We start from the raw sequence: 20,921 nt of genomic DNA, 5'->3' as shown, positions 1-20,921 counted from the left end.
CGGGCATGCTGTAACCGTGACCGATGCCCGACCGCCCGCGATCGCCTCGCTGGAGCGGCTGCGCGCCTCGCTCGCCGATGCCGGGCTCGGGCTGCCGCTCGAGGGGGCGGCCGAGCAGCGGGATGCCGCGGCATCCGCCGTCCGCCAGATCGACGACTACATCCGGCCGCGCCTGGCCGACCTCGATGCGCCGCTGCTCGCGGTGGTGGGCGGATCGACGGGGTCCGGCAAGTCGACGATCGTCAACGCGCTCATCGGCACGCCGACCACCCGGGCCGGGGTGATCCGACCGACGACGCGGCAGCCGATCCTGGTGCACGCGCCGGTGGACGCGGGATGGTTCGCCTCCGATCGCATCCTGCCCGGGCTCGCGCGGGTGCGGGGGAGGGTGTCGGGGCCGGGCACGCCCGCGTCGGCCGCGGGGGATGCGCCGACGGCATCCCGCATCAACGAGCTCATGCTGCTCGCGCACGATGAGGTGCCGACCTCGCTGGCGATCATCGACGCGCCCGACATCGACTCGGTCGCCGACGAGAACCGCGCGCTGGCCAACCAACTGCACGCGGCGGCCGACCTCTGGCTGTTCGTGACGACCGCGAACCGATACGCCGACGCGGTGCCGTGGCGGCTGCTCGAGGGCGCCGCGGCGCGCTCCATCACCGTCGGCGTGGTGCTCAACCGGGTGCCGCCGGAGGCGGTGGACGACGTGCTGCCCGACCTGAAGGCAATGCTGGCCGCTCGGGGCCTCGACGACGCCCCCGTGTTCGTCATCGAGGAGCAGCCGCTCGACGACCTCGGGATGCTGCCCGCCGATGCCGTCGCAGGCCCGCGCGACTGGCTCGCGGCCATCGCCGGCGACCGGGCCGAGCGCGCCCGCATCGCCGCCCGCACCCTCGGCGGCGCGATCGCCGACCTCGATCGCCGCGTCGCGCGGATCGCGGATGCCCGCCAGGAGCAGCTCGACTGGGTCGCCTCCGCGAACGCGGCGACCGCCGCCGAGTACGAGTCCGCGTTGGACGCGGTCGAGGCGGCCACGCAGGACGGCGCCCTGCTGCGCGGAGAAGTGCTCGCTCGCTGGCAGGACTTCGTCGGCACCTCCGACTTCTTTCGCAGGGTGGAGTCCTGGTTCTCGCGCGCCCGCGACGCCGCGACCGCGTGGGTCATGGGTCGCCCGCAGCCGGTGGTGGAGGTGGAGACCCAGATCGAGAGCGGGCTACACGCCGTGATCGTGGACCAGGGCGGGCGTGCCGCCGCGGCATCCTGGGCCTGGATGCAGCGCAGCGCCGCCGGGCGCTCCATCGCCGAGCGCAACCCGGCCCTCGGCTCGGAGAGCGCCGGGTTCTCCGACGCGGCCGCGGCGATGATCCGCGAATGGCAGGGTGCGCTGCTGAGGCTCGTGCAGGAGAACGCCGGCTCCAAGCGCATCCGCGCCCGCCTGCTCTCGGCCGGCCTGAACGTGGTGACCGTCGCGCTCATGATCGTCGTCTTCGCTTCGACCGGCGGGCTCACCGGCGGCGAACTCGTGATCGCCGGCGGCTCGGCCGTGCTCGGCCAGAAGTTGCTGGAGACCGTCTTCGGCGAGGACGCCGTGCGGCGCCTCGCCGCCGAGGCGCGGCGCGACCTGCAGCGACGGGTGAGCGCCCTCTTCGATACGGAGCGGGAGCGCGTGGCCGCCGCTCTGGAGTCGGCGCGGTTCGGCTCGTCGCCCGAGGCGCTGCGGCGCGAGTCGCGCGTGCTGCTCGACGACGTGGAGCGGGCCGCGCGATGAGGGCCACCGTCGACGAGCGACTGGATGCCCTGCGGCGGCTGCGCGCGGCGGGGGCCGATCGCATCCCCGACGTTCTGCTCGCCGAGGCGGACGCGCTGATCGCCCGGGCCGCCGAGCGGCGCGAGCGCTCACCGGACTACACCGTGGTCGGGGTCTTCGGCGCCACCGGCTCGGGCAAGTCGAGCCTGGTGAACGCGCTGGTCGGCGACGAGGTGGCGCGCACTCACGTGCGCCGCCCGACCACCTCGGAGGCCCTGGCCGTCACCTGGGAGCCGGAGGGCGCCATCGACCTGCTCGACTGGCTCCAGGTGCGCGAGCGGGTGGTGCGCGAGGCGCTGATCGACGCGCGAGCGTCCCGGCTTATCCTGCTGGACCTTCCGGACTTCGATTCCGTCGAGACCGCCAACCGGGCCATCGCCGAGCGGCTCGCGGCGCAGGTCGACGCCCTGATCTGGGTGGTCGACCCCCAGAAGTACGCCGACGACGTGCTGCACGCGCAGTTCATCGCCCCGCACGCCAGGCACGGCGCCGTGACCCTGATCGTGCTCAACCAGGTGGATCGCCTCGCGACGGCGGAGGCGAACGCGGTCGTCGCCTCCCTCACCGGCATCGTCGAGCGCGACGGCATCACCAAGGCGCGCGTGCTGGCCGTCAGCGCCAAGACCGGCGCCGGCATCGACGCGCTGCGCGCCGCCATCGGCGACCTCGCCGCCGCCCGGGTCGCGCGCGAGGCCCGGCTGAGCGCGGACATCGCCACGCTCGCCGAGCGGATGCCCGAACCGGGCACCCCGCCGCGTGCGACCGCGCGGCCCGCAGCCGGCCTCGTCGAGGAGATCGGGGTCGCGGCGGGAGCGGACGTGGTGGCGCGGGCCGTGGCATCCTCGTATCGCAAGCGCTCGGGGCAGGCGACCGGCTGGCCGCTCGTCTCCTGGCTGCTGCGGCTGCGCGCCGACCCGCTCACCCGACTCGGGCTCGGTCCGAAGCGGCGGGGCGAGAACCCCGACCTGCACCGCACGAGCCTGCCGCAACTGAGTTCCGGTGCGCGCGCCCGCGTCTCGCTCGCCGTGCGGGGGTACGCGGATGCCGCGGCCGACGGCCTCGCCGAAAGCTGGCGCAGCGGCATCCGCGCCACCGCTGACCGGGGCATCGCGCAGCTGCCGGACCGCCTCGACCTCGCCATCGCCCGCACCGCGCTGCCCGCCGGCCGGTCGTGGTGGTGGGTGGTCTTCACCGTGCTGCAGTGGGCGGTGCTGGTCGCCGGCCTGGTGGGCGTCGGCTGGCTGCTCGCCGCCGCGCTGCTGCCGACGATCGGCATGCCGCGACCGGAGATCCCGACGGTCGAGGGCTGGGCCGTGCCAACGCTGCTCATCGCGGGTGCGGTGCTCGCGGGCGTGCTGCTGGGACTGCTCGGCGCCGCGCTCGGGGCGCTGACCGGGGCATCGCGACGACGGCGGGCCCGACGGCTGCTGCTCGCCTCGGTCGAGGCGGTCGTGCGGGAGACGATCGTCGCGCCGGTCGCGGCCGACGTCGAGCGCGCCCGCGAGTTCTCGGCGGCGCGGGCGATCGCGGCCTCCTAGCCCGCTGGTCGAGCCTGTCGGGACCCGGCGGTCGAGCCCGCCGAGACCCCGGTGGCGGGTCTGGCGCGCAAGTGGATGCGCTTGCCCTCCTTGCTGAAGATCGACAGCACCTCCGCGGGCCCGGCACTGGTGGCCGACAGCCAGTGCGGTATGCGGGTGTCGAACTCGGCCGCCTCGCCGGGGCCGAGGGTCACCTCCTGCTCGCCGAGCACGAGCCGCAGGCGACCGGAGATCACGTACAGCCATTCATGGCCGTCATGCACCTTCGGTTCGGGCGTCGCGGTGACCCCCGACGGACTGGCGGGAAACGTCACCTTGTAGGTCTGCACCGGGCTGGATTCCGGCGAGAGCGTCTCGTAGCGCATCCCGTTCACGCGCTTCGTCGTGCGGGTCACGCGCGGGTCGGGCGCCACGCGCGGCACGATGTCGTCGAGCTCGAGTCTGAGCGCGCGCGCGATCGGCACCACGAGTTCGAGGTTCGGTGCGCGCTTGCCCGCCTCCAGCCGGGAGAGCGTGCTCGACGAGATACCGGTGGTCTGCGAGAGCTCGGCGAGCGTCATGCTGCGCTTCTCGCGCCAGCTCTTGAGCCGCGGGCCGATGAGGGCGAGGGAATCGTCGGGCATAGCACTCCGATCTTGCCGATTCGGCACTGATAGTTGCTGCAACGGTAGCACGCGGGCACGCTGTGGGCATGAGTTCGATCACTGAGGAACACTGGGACGTCATCATCATCGGCGGCGGCGCCGCGGGGCTGAGCGCAGCGCTCATCCTCGCCCGCGCACGCCGGCGAGTGCTCGTGCTCGACGCACAGCGGCCGCGCAACAGGTTCGCGCCGCACATGCACGGGGTGCTGGGTCGGGATGGCTACTCACCCCTTGATCTCGTGGCCGACGGCTCTCGCGAAGTACGCTCCGCCGACGGTGTGATCGAGCACGCGCGGGTCGTCGAGACCCGGGCGATCGAGCAGGGATTCGAGGTCGTCACCGATGGCGGCGAGCGTGCGACCGCGCGGCGTCTCATCGTCGCCACTGGAGTCCGCGACGAGCTGCCCGACATCCCGGGCCTCGCCGAGCAGTGGGGCCGTGGCGTCGTCGCGTGCCCGTACTGCGACGGGTACGAGGCGACCGGTCGTGCGATCGGGGTGCTCGCGGGTTCCGTGGCGGGGCTGCACAAGGCGCACATGCTGCGGTCGTACTCGGGCGACGTCACGGTGTTCACCGCGCTCGCGGGCCCCATTCCCGCCGCGGAGCGACAGGCGCTCGAAGAGCGCGGTGTGCGACTGGAGGACCGCGCGGTGATCCGTGTCGTCGCCGCCGACGACGGCACGATCACCGGTCTCGCCCTCGCGGACGGCACGGTCGCACCGGTGGATGTGGTGTTCGCCGAACCGGCGCCGGTCGCGCTGGACGAACCGCTGCGGCAACTCGGCGCGGAGCGCGTCGAGACGCCGTTCGGCTCGTGGACCGCGGTGGACGCCTTCGGTGCGACGAGCGTCGAAGGCGTGTGGGCGGTCGGCAATGCCGGCAACCCGGGTGCACTCGTCCCGATCGCGATGGGGGCCGGAGCCACCGCGGCGCTCGCCATCAACGGGGGACTCGTCGCCGAGGAGGTGGCCGCGGCATCCGATCGCGTCGCGGCCCGGGCGCCCGCCGAGACGCCGACCGACCCCGCCGAGTTCTGGGAGGCGCGCTACCGCACCGGCCGCGGGGATCGCGGTCAGATCTGGAGCGGCCGGGTCAACGCCGCGGTCGAGCGGGAGGCCGCCGGCCTCGAACCCGGAACCGCCCTCGACCTCGGCAGCGGCGAGGGCGGAGACGCGCTCTGGCTCGCGGCACGGGGCTGGCACGTGACCGCCGTGGACATCTCGGCGACCGCCCTCGACGTCGGGAAGGCGAGGGCGGTCGGCGAGGGGTTGGCCGATCGCATCGACTGGGTGCGGGCCGACCTCGCGAGCTGGCATCCGTCGGCCGAGTTCGATCTGGTGACTGCGGCGTTCCTGCATTCTCCCGTCGAACTGCCGCGTGACGAGATCCTGCGGCGCGCGCTCGCCGCAGTCGCCCCCGGCGGACGGCTGCTCGTCGTAGGACACGGGGCGTTCCCGGCGTGGTCGAGTCACGGCGATCACGACGCTCCGCCGCTGCCGACTCCGGATGAGGTGCTCGCCTCGCTCGATCTGCCCGACGGTTGGGTGGTCGAGACGAACGCACTCGTCGAGCGCGGCGGCACCGCGCCGGATGGCTCGGCCGCGACCCATGTCGACACCGTGCTGCGCGTGCGGCGGGACACCGTGGAGCGCCCGTGAACGACGAAGGCCGTCCGGCGAACCGGACGGCCTTCGTGCTGATCGCAGCAGCTAGTCTCGCGCGATCGCGAACATGCGCAGCAGCTCGAGGTAGAGCCAGACGACGGTGACCATGATGCCGAAGGCGCCGGTCCAGCCGTACTTGCGGGGCGCCTTGTTGTTGACACCCTTCTGGATGAAGTCGAAGTCGAGCACGAGCGAGTAGGCCGCGAGCAGCACGACGAAGACGCCGAGGATCACGCCGAGCGGAATGCCGAAGATCGGCTCGCTGCGCAGGCCCCACGGGTTGGCGTCGGCGCCGCCGAAGATCATCACGAACACGTTCACGACCGAGAACACCAGGTAGCCGACCATTGCGATCAGGAACACCTTGGTGGCCTTCTTGGAGGCGCGGATCTTGCCGCTCGCGAACAGCGCGAGCGTCACGCCGACGACGACGAGCGTCGCAATCACGGCCTGCAACACGATGCCCTCGTACATCGCCTCGAAGAACGAGGAGATGCCGCCGACGAACACACCCTCCGCCGCGGCGTAGGCGAGGATGAGCGGGGCCGACGGCTCCTTCTTGAAGATGTTGACGAGCGCGAGCACGAAGCCGACGATCGCTGCGCCGACCCACAGGAACGGCAGGGTCTCGGCGGTGAGCCAGCCGACGGCCGCGCCGATGAGCAGCACGACGAACGCGCCCACCGTCTTGGCGATCGTGTCTTCGACGGTCATGGTCTCGCCCTGCACGGGGGCAGAGGGGCGGTTGTAGATCTCGTCGAGCTGTTGGGCCGAGACATCCTGGGCCACTGCGACGGCGCCCTGCGAACTGAACGCGCCGTTGCGGAATGCGGGGTTGGACATTGCCATGGTCTGGTGCTCTCCTTGGGGGCCCGGCGGGCCTCACGTGAGCAATGCTACCGAGCGGCGGCTGCGGGTGGGCTGGGACGGCGTCTGCTGTCAGCGATCAGCCCCGCGAGCCACGCGGATGCGACGACCACCGCCAACGAGATCGACAGGCACAGCGGCATCCACCGGTAGTCCTCGAACAGCCGCGGCAGGATGAGACCGTTGGCGACCGGGAAGAGTAGCGTGAGGTAGCTGCGCAGCGGGCGGTGCCGCACGAGCAACCACGCCAGCAGGGCGAACGCGCAGGTCCACACCGCGACCGGTCCCGCGAGCAGGGCGGCGGCATTGGCGATCCCGAGCACGGCGGCGATGATGCGGCGCCAGCCGCGAGCGGGCATGATGCCCCAGCCGACGGCGATCGCGACGACCCCGACGAGCAGCACGGGCAGCGAGTAGGTGTTCGTGCCCTGCACGTGCACCGCCCCGGTGACCGCGAGCACCAGGCCGACGATGCGTCGGTCGTCGGCGCGCCCCCAGGTCAGCGGCAGGACGGTGTCGGACGGGACCCTCGGGGGCATAGTGGAATGCTAGTGGCGTGACCATCACCTCCCGCCCTCTCGTCATCGGACACCGCGGTGCGAGCGGGTACCGTCCGGAGCACACCCGCGAGGCCTACGAGCTCGCCTTCGCGCTCGGCGCGGATGCGGTCGAGCCCGACATCGTGGCCACCCGTGACGGTGTGCTCGTGCTCCGGCACGAGAACGAGATCTCCGGCACCACGGATGTCGCGACCCGCCCCGAGTTCGCCGATCGCCGAACCACGAAGACCATCGACTCGCTCACGCTCACCGGCTGGTTCACCGAGGACTTCACGTGGGCGGAGCTCGCGACCCTGCGCGCGGTGGAACGCCTGCCCGCGGTGCGGCAGCACTCGGCGACCTTCGACGGCGTCTCGCCGGTGCTGCGCCTGCGCGACCTGTTGCCGATCGTGGATGCCGCGTCCGAGCGCACCGGACGTGCCCTGCAGCTCGTGGCCGAGATCAAGCACGCGAGCTACTTCGCGTCGATCGGACTGCCGCTGGACGAGTTGTTCGCGGCGGAGATCGCGGGGTGGGCATCCCGCGATCGACTGATCGTCGAGGCGTTCGAGCAGACCGTGCTGCACGAGATCCGCGACCGCGGGGTGCCGGCGCGATACACCTACCTCGTGGAGTCCTCCGGCTCGCCCGCGGACCTCGTCGCCCGCTATGGTCGCAAGGCGCTCTCCTACGCGGCGCACCTCACGAACGCGGGCCTGGGTCGCCTGGCCCGCACGGTCGATGCGATCAGCGTGGACAAGAAGCTGCTGCTGGCGACGGATGCCGCGGGCCGAGTCGTCGGCCCCACCGACCTTGTCGCGCGCGCCCACGCGGTCGGCCTCGCCGTCTACACCTGGACCCTCCGGGCGGAGAACCGGTTTCTGGCCAAGAACTTCCGTCGCGGCTCCAACGGTCGCGATTTCGGACAGTGGCGGCAGGAGTTCGATGTGATCCTCTCCTCCGGCGTCGATGGCGTGTTCGCCGACCAACCCGACCTCGTGCTGGCCGCGCTCGACCGGTAGCGTCCCGAGGGGTGGCGGGTCCGGGACATCCGCCTCTGGAATCCGGGACATCCCAGGCGGCATGCTGGTGGCGACAGGAGAGACATGGCCACAGCGACCCCGACCGCCCGACAGGTCGGCTCGAGGCGACTGCTTGCGTTGGCGATCGCCATCGTGGTCGTCTCCTGGGCCCTGTGTGCTGCGGCGATCGTGTTCGCGGCGGTCTTCGACCTGCCGCTGATCGGCGAGCAGAACTTCTCGCCCCTCTACCTGATCAATGCGTTCGTATACGCACCGGTGAGCGCGTTGCTGATCGCGCGGCGCCCCAACGCCGTCGCGATCGTGCTCGCCGTGCTCGCGATCGGCTCGGGAGTCTCCGCTCTCGCCGCGCAGTACTCCGCCCTCGCGTTGCTCGACCCGCAGCTGCCCGGGGCGGGGGTGTCGCAGCACATCCTGGACCGGCTCTGGCTGCCCGGCACGCTCGCCGCGTTCAGCGTCGTTCCGCTGCTGCTGACCAACCGGCCACTGGCTTTCCCGATGAAGGCTCTGGTCGTGATCGGCGGTGTCGCGAGCGTGCTCCCACTGCTGCTGACGACCGTGCGGCAGCGCTCGGGCGCGGCCGCCAACCCGCTCGCACTTCCGGGCGAAGCCGCGCAGAACGTGCTCGTGCAGGCGTTCTACGTCACCCTCACCACCGTGGTGATCGTCGCGGTGATCAGCGGAGTCGTGCTGTTCTGGCGGTGGCGGTTCGGCCCCACCGATGACCGACGAGGCGCCGGTTGGCTGCTGCTCGGGCAATGGATGCTCATCCTGTTCTTCGGGCCGATGCTGTTGGCGTGGCTTCCGGGTCCCGCCTACTTCCTCGCGGATGCCGCACCGCTTGCGGCCCCACTCGCCCAGATCTTCATGCCGGCCGCGGTGCTCGTCAACGCGCTCGGGCAGCGGCTGTGGGGCGTGGACGTGGCGCTCAACCGTGCCGTGATGTGGGTGCTGCTGATCGCGGTGCTCATCGTCGGCTACGTCGTGATCGCGACCGCGTTGTCGAGGCTGCTGCCCGTGCCGCCGACGAGCGCCGGTGTGATCGCGGTCGCCGCGCTCGCGCTCGGCATCGAGCCCCTGCGCCGATGGATCCAACGGCGAGTCGATTCGCTCGTCTACGGCGACGCGGCGGATCCCGCCGCACTCATGCGTTCGCTCGGCTCGAAGCTCTCCGGGGATGAGGGACGCGGCCTGCAACCGTTGATCGACGCCCTCCGACCGACGCTGCGCATCGGTCGGCTCTCGGTGCACTCGGTGCAGCAGCATGCGGTCGTCGCCGACTCCGGGAGCACGCCCGAGTCCGAGGCCTCGGTGCAGATCCCGCTGCTGAACGCGCACGAGCAGATCGGCACGCTGACCGTCACGGGGGAGGAGGGTCAGCGGGTCGACCACCGCACCGTGGCCGCGTTGGAGCGCATCGCGGGCGTGCTCGCGGTGGCCCTGCAGCTCTCCGACGCCAACCGGGAGGCGCTCGAGGCCCGCGAGAACGTGCTCGGCGCTCGCGACGAGGAACGCCGCATGGTGCGCCGCGAACTGCACGACGGGCTCGCCCCGACGCTCGCGACGGCTGCGGCCGGGGTCGGTACGGCGCTCGTCGAGCTCGACGAGAACCCGTCGGCGGCTCGCGACCGCATCGCCACCGTGCGCTCGGCGCTCTCGACCCTCACCAACGAGGTGCGCGACCTCGCACGCACCCTGCTGCCGGGTGCGCTCGACAACGGAGATCTCGACGGCGCGCTCGCCGAACTCGCGGCGCGGTTCGGGTCGGAACGGCTCGAGATCACCATCGCCGTCGTCGGCGATCGCGAACTCGATCCGACCCGTCAGGCAGCGGTGTATCACGTCGTCGCGGAGCTCGTGCTCCTGACCCGGCGCACCCCCGGGGTGCAGCGGCTCGAGGTGGTCGTCGACCGCGCGGATGCCCGCGCCACCCTCATCCGCATCGACCACGCCGCGCCCGCCGCCGCCCCCGGGCTCGCAGCGGTGCTCGCCTCGGTGCGGGACCGCGCCGAGGAGCTCGGCGGCTCGCTCGTCGTGCGGCACGCTCCCGGCCTGCACCTCACCGTCGAGGTGCCGTCGTGACCGCGCGCAGGGTGCGCCTCGGCATCGCGATCGCGGTGTGGGCCACCTCGTGGGGGCTGGCGATCGCGTCGCTGATCATCGCGTGGGTCTTCCAGCTGCCTCAGTTGCCCCTCGACGGCGTGTTCCTCTCGAAGTCGCCGCTCATCGTGCAGTCCAGGTTCGACGACATCGGACTCATCGTCGCGCTCATCTACGGGCCGCTGAGCGCAGCCCTCATCGCGCTGCGGCCGCATCCGGTCGCGACCCTGCTCGCGGTGCACGCCGTGGGCTCCGGTATCGCCGCGTTCGGGGTGCAGTACGGGCTTCTGGGCGAGGTCGTTCCCGACCTCCCGGCCTGGGGCTTCGTCGCGTACGCCGCCGGATGGGGGTTCCTGCCCGGCACCGTGTCGACCACGATCATCCCCCTGCTCATCTCGCGCGAGCCGCTCTCGATGCTGCATCGGGTGCTGGTCGGCGTCGGGATCGGTCTGGCCGGCGCGGCCCTGCTGCTCGCCTTCACCGTGCAGGCGCCGGGCGGCCCCGTGAATCCGTTCGCGCTGCCGATCGCGGCCTACCAGGCCGCGGCGCAAGACCTGTACGCGATCATCGTCACCGCCGCGCTCACGCTCTCGACCGTCACGGCGGTCATCCTCTTCCGTCGGTGGCTTCGCACGCCCAGCACGCAGCGCGCCGCGCTCGGCTGGCTGGTGATCGGGCACACCTTCCTCACCCTCTCCTATGGCGCCCTGGTGCTTCCCGAGGCCGGGGACATGCCGGCCGTCGTATGGCAGTTCGGCATGATCGCCCCGGTGATCGGGCAGATCTTCTATCCCGCTGCGGTGCTCGTCATGGTGCTCGATCAGCGGCTGTGGGGCATCGACCTGGCCGTGAACCGCGTGCTGGTCTGGAGCATTCTCACCGTGGGCGCGGTGGGCGGGTATCTGGTGATCGTCTCACTGCTCGCCGATCTCGAGTGGAGTCCGCAGGTCACCGGCATCGCGGCCGCGGCGATCGTCGCCGTCGCGATCCAGCCCGTGCGGATCTGGCTGCAGCGCGGCGTCAACCGGCTGTTGTACGAGGAGGGGGCGGCTCCGACCGACCTGGTGCGCGCGATCGGTTCGCGGGTCGGTGAACTCGACTCCGGCGTCGCCGGCCTCGGTTCGCTCGTGACGGCGCTCGCCGAGTCGCTGCGGCTCAGTTCGCTCGCGGTCGTCAGCGTCGATCCCGGTGGCCCGGCCGCCTGCACGGGCACGCCGAACGGCGCGGTGACGCGGGTCGAGCTCCGAGCCGGCGCGGCCGTCATCGGGTGGATGGATGCCACCGCCCGCGCACAGCGCCGGCTCTCGCGAAGCACCCGGCGCTCCCTCGAGGAGTTCGCGGGGGTCATCTCCGCCGCCCTGCAGCTCGTGGTCGCCAGCGGCCGACTGGAGCGCCTGCGCGACGAGGTGCTCTCCGCCCGCCAGGAGGAGCGGCGACAACTGCGCCGTGAGCTGCACGATGGCATCGGACCGGCGCTGGCGGGCATCGGCTTCGGCCTGGCCGCAGTCGACAACATGATCGCCGCGAACCCGGCCGGGGCCCGCGCCCTGCTGGAGCGGCTCGGCGCGGACGTGCGCGAGCGGCTCGCCGACGTGCGCGAACTCGCACGCTCCATGCGCCCGGCGAGCGCGAGCTTCGATCTCGCCGCCGAGCTGGAGGAGCTCGCCGCGGACTTCTCGGGCGCCGGACCCTTCATCACGGTCGGCGCGCCGGCCGCCACGGATCTGGGCGCCGAGCAGGCGGCCGCGGCCTACCTGATCGCGGCCGAAGCCGTGCACAACGCCGTGCGTCACGCCGCGGCCGATCGCATCGACATCGAACTCGACAGCGACGAGGGTGTGGTGCTGCTGACGATCGCCGACGACGGCGATGGCTTCGTCGTGAACGGCGGCGAAGGCGTGGGATTGGCGTCGATGCGTGAGCGGGCCGCCGCGGCCGGCGCGAGCTTCGAGATCCGGTCGTCCGGTTCGGGCACGACGGTGCAGGTGCGATTCGTTGGCGCAGACGCCATGATGGGTGCTCGAACAGGGGAGGCGCGGTGAGCCAGGAGCAAGACATCCGAGTCGTGGTGGTCGACGACCACCCGCTGTTCCAGATCGGCATCACCTCCCTGCTCGGCACGCTCGAGCGCATCGAGGTGGTGGGCTCCGCCGCGAGCGAGGCCGAGGCGATCACCGTCGTGCTCGAGCTCGAACCCGACGTCGTGCTGATGGATCTCGACCTGGGGGGCGGCTCGGGCATCGATGCGACCCGCGCCATTCTGCGCGAGCGGCCCGAGACCGCGGTGCTCGTGCTCACGATGCTCGGCGACGACGAGTCGCTGTTCGCCTCGGTGCGCGCGGGCGCTCGCGGATATCTGCTGAAGACGGCAGCACCCGAGGAGGTCGAGCGCGCCGTGCACTCGGTCGCCGGCGGCAACATGCTGCTCGGCGCCGGGGTGGCCAAACGCGCGGTGTCCTATCTCAGCGGGGCGCGCAGCGCCGGCGGGAGAGCGTTTCCCGAGTTGACCGAGCGCGAAAACGAGGTGCTCGAACTCATCGCGCGCGGCTACGACAACTCGCGCATCGCCCGAACCCTCGTGCTCACCAACAAGACGGTGCGCAACTACGTCTACGGCATCATCAGCAAGCTCGGCATGCCCGATCGAAGCGGTCTGATCGTGCAGGCGCGTGAGGCCGGGTTCGGCGTATCCGAGGAGTAGTCCCGCCTGATTGAGGACACCGTGCCCTGTGGTGCGGGACGTCGGGCACGGCATCGTGGTTCAGGCGGACGCACCCACGTCCGGAGGCGGCGAATGGCGACGCCGCTCGACTCCACGGAGGTTCCACCCCAATGGCACGACCCATGTCCGCCCTGCGTGCGGCCTTCGCCGGCGTGATGCTCGCGGGCACGGTGGCCGCGTGTTCGAGCGCACCGATCGATGCCGTGCATCTGCCCGGGTCGGGCGAGGTGGTGCCGGGAGCGCCGGCGGAATGCGCCGGCTCGTTCCCGTTCAGCATCGGCCCGGCGACCCTCGACGACCTCGGCCTGCTTCCCGCCGACTGGCCGGCCCCGCCGGAGGGCTCCGTGCTGTGCGCTACGACGCACACGAACGGCGGTCTCACCGAGACCGCCGACTTCGTCACCGAGCTCGCGCCCGGCGGGGTGCTCGCCCACTACACGTCCGCACTCCCGGCTCGAGCGCGTCTCGAGCGCACGGTCGACGCGACGCTCGTGGGCAGCATCGGAGCGGTCTCTTTCGAGATCCGGCCCGACGAGGGCCGGTTCACCATCGTCATCACCGGGACGAACCGATGAGCGCGGCGACCATCGCCGTGTACCTCGGCATCGCCCTGGTCGCAGGCCTCCTGGCCGGCGGGGTCTCCCTGCTGTCGGGCCGGAGGACGGGACGCCGCTAATCGGGTGAGCGGCTTCCGTCGCGCCCGGGACGTGTTCGCCGTCCCGGGCGCTTTTTCGTGCCGATCGGGGACGGCGGCCCCTCTCGCCCGGGACGCCGGGACGGACACAGTCGAAACGTCGGCCGCTCCCGCGGTCGGGCAGCTCGCCTGCTCACCCGATCACATCGAAAGAGTTCACCATCATGTCGGTCCAGTCCGAATCCATCACGCTCGCGCGGCGCACGCCGGCGCGGGCCGCCCTCGCGCTCGGCGCGTTCGCAACCGTGCTCAGCCTGAGCGCGTGCTTCACCCCGCCCACCGCCGACGGCGGCGCCGCGGATGACACCACCGCCGTCGACTTCCAGGGCGTGCAGTCCGCGACCATCCAGCTCGAGGCCCGCGGCACCTTCGTCGATCCGCAGTACGGCGGGTACGAGGCCGCCGGCCGCGGCTCGGGCTTCATCATCAGCTCCGACGGCATCGCGGTCACCAACAACCACGTCGTGGTCGGCGCCGGCACGATCGACGTCTGGCGCGGCGGAGACACCTCGGAGACGCTCAACGCCCGCGTGCTGGGATCCTCCGAGTGCCTCGACCTCGCCGTCGTACAACTCGAGCAGGGCACCTATCCGCACTTCGCCTGGCACAAGGGCGACATCACGACGGCCATGGACGTCTGGTCGGCGGGCTTCCCGCTCGGCGACCCGACCTTCACCATGACGCGCGGCATCGTCTCCAAGGCGAAGACCCCGGGCGAGACCCAGTGGGCGTCGCTCGACGCCGTCATCGAGCACGACGCTCGCATCCGTCCTGGCAACTCCGGCGGGCCGCTCGTCGACGAGAACGGTCGGCTGGTGGGCGTCAACTACGCCGGGGACGACTACTACGACCGCAACCTCGCCATCCACCGCGACGAGGTGCTCGCAGTGATCGACGATCTGATCGCCGGCGAAGACGTGCTGAGCCTCGGCATCAACGGCCAGGGTCTGATCACCGACGAGGGCGAGGGTCTGGGTATCTGGGTCAGCTCGGTCGCCGCGGGTTCCGCGGCGGATAAGGCCGGGGTCGAGCCCGGCGACCTGCTCACCCGGCTGCAGGGCGTGAGCGTCGGCGTCAACGGCACGATGACCGAGTACTGCGACGTGTTGCGCACCCACGGCACGGAGGCGACCCTCGACATCGAGCTCTACCGTCCGGCCGACGGCCTGTACCACCGTGGGCAGATCAACGGCGACAAGATCGAGGCCGTGCAGGTCGTGCCGAACACGCAGGAACCGACCGGCGAGTTCGTCGATGTGCAGGATGACACCGGCAGCGTCTTCGTGCAGGTACCGGCCGCGTGGTCTCAGATCGACGGGGCCCCCTTCGTCGACGGTCAGGGCAACAACTGGATGGGTGTGACCGCGAGCCCGGACATCGCGAGCTTCTCCTCGAGCTGGAACACCCCAGGGGTGAGTGTGCTCGCCTCGGCGGGGGCGCTGGCCAACACGAGCGTCGATGACCTCATCGCCGGCGCATCCGGGGTGACGGCCGACGGTTGCGTCTCCGATGGGCCCGTGGACTACGCCGACGGCTACCACACCGGCGCGTACGAGTACTACACCAACTGCGGTCCGAACGGCGCGGGATACCTCGTGCTCGCGGCGGTCGCGGACTCCGGCAACTACCTCATCTACGTCACGGTGCAGGTCGTCGCGGAGTCGGACCTCGCCGCGGTCGACCGCGTTCTCGGCAGCTTCTACGCGGACCTCTGATCACCACCGACAACGAAAGAGAGCACAACACCATGACCGCATCCCCAGAGATCGTCACGTCTCCGCCTGTCGAACAGGTTCGACCCGGACGCCTTTGGCCGCTCTGGGGAGTGGTCGCCGGCATCCTCGGCTTCGCCGCAACCGTGCTGCTCGACACGCGGCCGGCCGGCGAGCTCGCCGCTGCCGAGAACGGCGAGCCCTACCTCGTCGGCCCCGACAGCATGGCTGAGCTCGATCGCATGACGAACTACCTCGGCTTTCTCGTCGGATTCGCTGCGGTCGCCGCCCTCCTCGTGTTCCAGGCGGGATGGAAGCGCTGGGTCGAGAACCGGTACCTGCACTCCGTCGCCGCACGGGTGGTCTCGGGCGGTGTCGTCGTGACGGCGGCGGGTCTCGCGCTCGCCTACGGCTGGAAGGGTGCGCTCGCCAACTACGGCTACGGCGGCTCTGAGTTCGGCCTGTTCGATGACCAGAGCCTGCTCATCTACTACATGCTCACCGACTTCGGGCCGTACATCCCGTGGCTCGGCGTGCTCATCGCCGCCGGTGCCGTTGCGTGGATGGCGTGGCGCGAGCGCCTCATCTCCCGCGTCCTCGGCACCCTCAGTGGCCTGTACTTCCTGCTCATCGCGGTCGCCTACGGGATCACGGGCGTGCCCGGTCTGGCGGGTCCAGGATCCGGCCTGTGGCTTGCGTTCGCGTGCATCTGGCTCGCCGTGGGACGCAGTCGCATCACTCGGGAGCTCACGGCGTGACCGGCCGGTTGCCCGCGGCGGTCGCGACCATCGCGCTCGCGCTCGCCCTCGCGGCGTGCTCGCCCGGCTACAGCGACGAACCGGGGCTCGACGACCCCGCCGTCGTCGACGGCAATCAGGATGCCGCCGCCCCGCAAGCGTGCCTCGAGGCGTTCCCCGCACTGACCGTGGCGCCATCGCTCGGCGACGCGGCGGTGGTGCCGAGCGATTGGCCCGCCGCGCCCGAGGGCTCGACACTGTGCGTGGTCACGCCGACCTCCGACACCAACGCCGTGCTCCAGTACGTCACTTCGTTGACACCAGACCAGGTGCTCGACGGGTGGGAGCCGCTGCTCGCGGGCTACGAGCTCGTGCGCAGCGACGGGATCGGGGACAGCCCGATCCTCAACGCGACGAGCCCCGCGCTCGAGTTCGCGATCCAGACGGATGCCGCGACGGGGACCTACTTCGTCGCCTTCGGCATCTAGCCGGGGAATCCCCGTGACCAGATTCCTCAGGATCGCCCTCGCCGCGGCAATCGCGACCTCGCTCGGCGCGTGCACCACCGGCGGCCCCATGCCCGTGCCGAGCGCGTCACCCACTCCCGACATCGAGACGCAACAGCAGGCGCCCGAGGTCGACCCGCGGTGCCTCAAGGAGTACCCCGGCACCGAGCTCGTGCTCTACGAGGGCGAGTTGCCGGTGCGCCCCGACTTCTGGCCGACTCCGCCGCCATTCGCGGTGCTGTGCGGGTGGCGGGAGGAGTCCCCGGTCGAGACCTGGGCCTACTACGCGACCGACGAGTACATGACGATGAACCAGATCTTCAGCTACTACGAGCAGCAGTTCGACTCGCCGGACCGCACGGTCGTGCATGGGCGCGCCCCCACGGCGGACGGCGAGGTGCTCACGGGTGTCTACCCGCCGGTCTCGTTCTACATCGAGGCGCACGGCTACAACCGCTACCTGATCGTCTGGGCCGACGACGGCGACTACAGCGGCTGAGCGTCCGGGGTCGAACGTAGACTTGGGCGGTCATGACCGACCTTCTCGACGCCCTCGGGCAGCCCTCGCGCGGCCGCATCGACGATGCCCTCCTCGAGGGCCTCAATCCGCAGCAGCGCGCGGCCGTCGAGTACCGCGGCCAATCGTTGCTCATCGTCGCGGGGGCGGGCTCGGGCAAGACGAGCGTGCTCACCCGCCGCATCGCCGGTCTGCTGTCGACTCGCGAGGCGTGGCCGAGCCAGATCCTCGCCATCACGTTCACCAACAAGGCCGCGGCGGAGATGCGCGAGCGGGTGCGTTCCCTCGTCGGCGAGGATGCGACCGACGGCATGTGGATCTCGACGTTCCACTCGGCGTGTGTGCGCATCCTGCGGCGGCAGGCCGAGGTGTTCGGCATGAAGTCGGGGTTCACCATCTACGACACCGCCGACCAGCGGGCCCTGCTCAAGCGCATCATCAAGGAACTCGACGCCGACACCGTGGGCTTCACCCCGGGCGGGGTGTCGAACCGCATCTCGAAGCTCAAGAACGAGCTCACCGACATCCAGACCTACGCGCGCGGCGTCAACATGGACGACCCCAAGGAGTCGGGTTTCGTCGAGATCTTCGGTCGCTACCAGGCCGCGCTGCGCCGGGCGAATGCGCTCGACTTCGACGACATCATCGCCGAGACCGTCTATCTGTTCCGTGCCTTCCCGGATGTCGCGGCCCTCTACCAGCGCCGCTTCCGGCACGTGCTCGTCGACGAGTACCAGGACACCAACCACGCGCAGTACGCCCTCATCCGCGAGCTCGTGCGTCCCGTCGCACCCGAGCACGTGCCGCCGGACACGCGCATGGCCCTCGACGCCGGCGGTGGCATCCCGGGTGCCTCGCTCACGGTGGTCGGCGACTCCGACCAGTCGATCTACGCGTTCCGTGGGGCCGACATCCGCAACATCGTGGAGTTCGAACGCGACTTCCCCAACTCCAAGGTCATCCTGCTCGAGCAGAACTACCGCTCGACGCAGAACATCCTCGACGCGGCCAACGGTGTGATCGCCAACAACTTCGACCGCAAGGCCAAGAACCTCTTCACCACGGTCGGTGCGGGCGAGAAGATCGTCGGCTACACGGGGTACACCGGTCACGACGAGGCGCAGTTCGTGGCCGACGAGATCGAGGTGCTGCGCGGCAAGGGCACGAGCCTCAACGAGATCGCCGTGTTCGTGCGTACCAACGCGCAGACCCGGCCGCTGGAGGAGATCTTCATCCGCTCGGCGATCCCGTACCGCATTCCCGGCGGCACGAAGTTCTACGAGCGCGCCGAGATCAAGGATGCGATGGCCTACCTCATCCAGGCCGCCAACCCCGACGACGACCTGGCACTGCGTCGCATCATGAACGTGCCCAAGCGCGGCATCGGGCCTGCCACGGAGACCGCGCTGCAGTCCCACGCCGACCGCATGGGGATGCCGCTGCGCGAGGCACTCCTCGACGCGGGTCAACTCGGCCTCGGGCCCAAGGTGACGGCCGCGATCATCGATCTGGGCACCATCCTGTCGGAGGCGACCGCATCGGTGGCAACGTCCGCTCCGCACGACATCCTGAGCGAGCTGCTGCTGAAGACCGGGTACTTCGCCTCGCTGAAGAACTCCGGCGACCCGCAGGACGAGGCGCGCGCCGAGAACCTGGAGGAGCTCGTCGCGCAGGCCAAGGAGTTCCGCACCGCGAACCCCGACGGCACCCTCATCGACTTCCTCACCAACGTCGCGCTGTTCGCGGCGGCCGACGAGATCGACGAGACCGACGGCACGGTCTCGATCATGACCCTGCACACCGCGAAGGGCCTCGAGTACGACTCGGTGTTCCTCACCGGACTCGAGGAGGGACTGCTGCCGCACCAGATGTCGGCGGGCGAGCCCGGCGGCCTGCAGGAGGAGCGGCGGCTGTTCTACGTCGGCATCACGCGCGCCAAGCAGCGGCTCTACCTCTCGCTCTCGGCCTCGCGCGCGACCTTCGGCGAGATCAACGTCGCGATGCCGAGCCGCTACTTGCAGGAGATCCCGGCCGAGCTCATCGACTGGCGGCAGTCGCCGGGCATGGGCAACCGCGCTCGGGCGCTGAATCCGCGCCCGGCGCGCGAGCGGTTCAGCTACGCCAACTCCCTTCCGGCCGCCCCACGCCCCAAGACCGAGTGGACCTCGGCGGTCACCGGTGCCGTGCGCGACAACGGCGACCTGACGCTCGCGGCCGGGGATCGCATTCGGCACACCGACTTCGGGGAGGGCCGGGTGACCGCGGTCACCGGCGTCGGGCCGAAGAGCGTCGCCGAGGTGCAGTTCGACACCGCGGGCCGCAAGCGGCTGCTGATCAAGATCGCGCCCATTGAAAAACTCTGAGCGGTCGAACGCCGAGCAGGCGAACGACGCCGAGGCGCGCAGCCGGGTGCGCACCACGGTGCCCCTGGTGCGGTTCCGCGACGCGCGCGACGAGCTCGCCTCGGCGCTGCGGGTGATCCGCGACGAGCTCGAGCTGCCCGAGTCCTTCTCGCCGGAGGTGGAGCGCGAGGCGCGGGAGGCCGCCGAACGGGTGCGGCCGACGGGGCCGGATCTGACGGGCATCCCGTTCATCACCATCGACCCCGCCGCCTCGACCGACCTCGACCAGGCCCTGCATCTCGAACGGCTCGGCGACGGGTTCCGCGTGCGGTACGCGATCGCCGACGTGCCGGCCTTCGTCGAGCCGGGAGGGGCGATCGACGCCGCCGCGCGCGAGCGCGGGCAGACCCTCTACGCGCCGGACGGCCGCATCCCGTTGCACCCGACCGTGCTGAGCGAGGGCGCGGCATCCCTGCTCGAGGGCGACGAGCGCCCCGCCTTCGTCTGGACCTTCGACCTGGATGCCCGCGGCGAGGTCACCGCGACGACCCTCGACCGCGCGACCGTGCGCAGCGCCCGCCGCTACAGCTACCGCGAAGCGCAGGACGAACTCGACGGGGGAGCCGCCGGCGACAGCCTGACGCTGCTGCCCGAGGTCGGCGGGTTGCGGTTGGAACGCGAACGCGAGCGCGGCGGCGCGAGTCTCGATCGGCCGGAGGAGGAGGTCGTGCTCATCGATGGGCGCTACCGGCTCGAGCGCCGCTCGCCGCTGCCCGTGGAGTCGTGGAACGCGCAGCTCTCGCTGATGACCGGCATGGCGGCCGCGCAGATCATGATCGACGGCGGCATCGGCATCCTGCGTACCATGCCGGCGCCGGACGCGGCGACGATCGAACGGTTCCGCGCCCAGGTGGCGGCGATCGGATGCCCCTGGCCCGAGTCGCAGCGCTACGGAGAGTACCTGCGCACCCTCGACCGCGCAGACCCCCGCGGGCTCGCCGTGCTGCACGCGGCCGGCGCACTGTTCCGCGGTGCCGGCTACACCGCCTTCGACGGCGAACCGCCGCAGGAGCGCATCCAGGCCGCGATCGCCGCACCGTACGCGCACGCGACCGCGCCGCTGCGTCGCCTGGTCGACCGCTTCGTGCTCGTGGCCTGCGAGGCGCTGGCCCACGCGCGGCCGGTGCCCGACTGGGTGCGCGAGGCGCTGCCCGAGCTGCCCGCCATCATGGGGCGCTCCGACTCGCTGGCCTCGCGACTCGATCGCGCGGCGATCGACGCCATCGAGGCCGCAGTGCTGCACGACCGGGTCGGCGAGCGCTTCGAGGCCGTCGTCATCGCGGCCAAGAACGGCGGCGGCACGGTGCAGTTGAGCGACCCCTTCATCTCGGCCGCGGTCGAGGGCGAGGTGCGCGCGGGGGAGCGTGTCGGCATCGTGCTCGAGTCCGCGGACATCGCGACCGGCACGATCCGCTTTCGGCTCGCCTGACGC

The 20,921-nt window shown here is 71.3% G+C and carries 17 protein-coding genes; 14 read left to right on the top strand and 3 right to left on the bottom strand.

From position 1 onward, the window contains the following. Window positions 1-16: 16 nt before the first annotated feature. Window positions 17-1,768: a dynamin family protein gene (locus tag PYV02_RS04550; protein WP_275756626.1), complete on the top strand. Its 1,752-nt coding sequence runs from the start codon at window positions 17-19 to the stop codon at window positions 1,766-1,768. After that, entirely contained in the window at window positions 1,765-3,345 is a 1,581-nt protein-coding gene (locus tag PYV02_RS04545; protein ID WP_275756624.1) for a GTPase, read from the top strand. Before PYV02_RS04550 ends, PYV02_RS04545 begins: the two co-directional genes overlap by 4 nt. Here the strand turns inward: PYV02_RS04545 and PYV02_RS04540 are convergent. Further along, complete coding sequence (locus PYV02_RS04540) at window positions 3,342-3,968, bottom strand: helix-turn-helix domain-containing protein (RefSeq protein WP_275756622.1); 627 nt, start codon at window positions 3,966-3,968, stop codon at window positions 3,342-3,344. The genes PYV02_RS04545 and PYV02_RS04540 overlap by 4 nt on opposite strands. Window positions 3,969-4,036: 68 nt before the next feature. On the opposite strand from PYV02_RS04540, the gene PYV02_RS04535 reads away from it, so the two are divergent. Beyond that, entirely contained in the window at window positions 4,037-5,647 is a 1,611-nt protein-coding gene (locus PYV02_RS04535; protein WP_275756621.1) for a bifunctional NAD(P)/FAD-dependent oxidoreductase/class I SAM-dependent methyltransferase, read from the top strand. 51 nt (window positions 5,648-5,698) lie between these two features. Here PYV02_RS04535 and PYV02_RS04530 read toward each other — a convergent pair whose 3' ends face one another. Next, on the bottom strand, window positions 5,699-6,502 hold the full coding sequence (locus PYV02_RS04530; RefSeq protein ID WP_275756619.1) for a Bax inhibitor-1/YccA family protein: 804 nt from the start codon (window positions 6,500-6,502) through the stop codon (window positions 5,699-5,701). A 47-nt stretch (window positions 6,503-6,549) separates the two neighbouring features. Next, entirely contained in the window at window positions 6,550-7,059 is a 510-nt protein-coding gene (locus PYV02_RS04525) for a hypothetical protein (RefSeq protein WP_275756617.1), read from the bottom strand. A gap of 17 nt (window positions 7,060-7,076) precedes the next feature. On the opposite strand from PYV02_RS04525, the gene PYV02_RS04520 reads away from it, so the two are divergent. The 11 genes from PYV02_RS04520 to PYV02_RS04470 all read left to right on the top strand — a co-directional run bounded on the left by PYV02_RS04520 (window position 7,077) and on the right by PYV02_RS04470 (window position 20,918). Then, the gene (locus tag PYV02_RS04520; protein WP_275756615.1) at window positions 7,077-8,081 is read left to right on the top strand and encodes a glycerophosphodiester phosphodiesterase family protein; all 1,005 of its coding nucleotides are present in this window, start codon (window positions 7,077-7,079) and stop codon (window positions 8,079-8,081) included. A gap of 84 nt (window positions 8,082-8,165) precedes the next feature. Further along, entirely contained in the window at window positions 8,166-10,181 is a 2,016-nt protein-coding gene (locus PYV02_RS04515) for an ATP-binding protein (RefSeq protein ID WP_275756614.1), read from the top strand. Continuing rightward, window positions 10,178-12,241 carry a sensor histidine kinase gene (locus PYV02_RS04510; RefSeq protein WP_275756612.1) on the top strand — a complete coding sequence of 688 codons (2,064 nt, stop codon included), beginning with the start codon at window positions 10,178-10,180 and terminating at the stop codon, window positions 12,239-12,241. Before PYV02_RS04515 ends, PYV02_RS04510 begins: the two co-directional genes overlap by 4 nt. Next, window positions 12,238-12,900 carry a response regulator gene (locus PYV02_RS04505; RefSeq protein ID WP_275756610.1) on the top strand — a complete coding sequence of 221 codons (663 nt, stop codon included), beginning with the start codon at window positions 12,238-12,240 and terminating at the stop codon, window positions 12,898-12,900. The genes PYV02_RS04510 and PYV02_RS04505 overlap by 4 nt, the downstream gene beginning before the upstream one ends. Window positions 12,901-13,031: 131 nt before the next feature. Beyond that, complete coding sequence (locus tag PYV02_RS04500; RefSeq protein ID WP_275756608.1) at window positions 13,032-13,496, top strand: hypothetical protein; 465 nt, start codon at window positions 13,032-13,034, stop codon at window positions 13,494-13,496. 283 nt (window positions 13,497-13,779) lie between these two features. Continuing rightward, window positions 13,780-15,330 (top strand): S1C family serine protease, encoded by a 1,551-nt coding sequence (locus PYV02_RS04495; RefSeq protein ID WP_275756606.1) that lies wholly within the window; start codon window positions 13,780-13,782, stop codon window positions 15,328-15,330. A gap of 32 nt (window positions 15,331-15,362) precedes the next feature. Continuing rightward, on the top strand, window positions 15,363-16,085 hold the full coding sequence (locus PYV02_RS04490; RefSeq protein WP_275756605.1) for a hypothetical protein: 723 nt from the start codon (window positions 15,363-15,365) through the stop codon (window positions 16,083-16,085). Beyond that, window positions 16,082-16,552 carry a hypothetical protein gene (locus tag PYV02_RS04485; RefSeq protein WP_275756603.1) on the top strand — a complete coding sequence of 157 codons (471 nt, stop codon included), beginning with the start codon at window positions 16,082-16,084 and terminating at the stop codon, window positions 16,550-16,552. Before PYV02_RS04490 ends, PYV02_RS04485 begins: the two co-directional genes overlap by 4 nt. A gap of 13 nt (window positions 16,553-16,565) precedes the next feature. After that, a complete protein-coding gene (locus PYV02_RS04480) occupies window positions 16,566-17,069 on the top strand; it encodes a hypothetical protein (RefSeq protein WP_275756600.1) in 504 nt (167 codons plus the stop codon). A gap of 32 nt (window positions 17,070-17,101) precedes the next feature. Further along, the gene (locus PYV02_RS04475; RefSeq protein WP_275756598.1) at window positions 17,102-19,450 is read left to right on the top strand and encodes an ATP-dependent helicase; all 2,349 of its coding nucleotides are present in this window, start codon (window positions 17,102-17,104) and stop codon (window positions 19,448-19,450) included. After that, complete coding sequence (locus PYV02_RS04470; protein WP_338056605.1) at window positions 19,437-20,918, top strand: RNB domain-containing ribonuclease; 1,482 nt, start codon at window positions 19,437-19,439, stop codon at window positions 20,916-20,918. The genes PYV02_RS04475 and PYV02_RS04470 overlap by 14 nt, the downstream gene beginning before the upstream one ends. Window positions 20,919-20,921: the final 3 nt, after the last annotated feature.

This window comes from Antiquaquibacter metalliresistens (assembly GCF_029211225.1).
GTDB lineage: Bacteria > Actinomycetota > Actinomycetes > Actinomycetales > Microbacteriaceae > Rhodoglobus > Rhodoglobus metalliresistens.
Note: the sequence above shows the minus strand (reverse complement) of the source record. Positions and strands in the feature narration are given on the sequence as shown.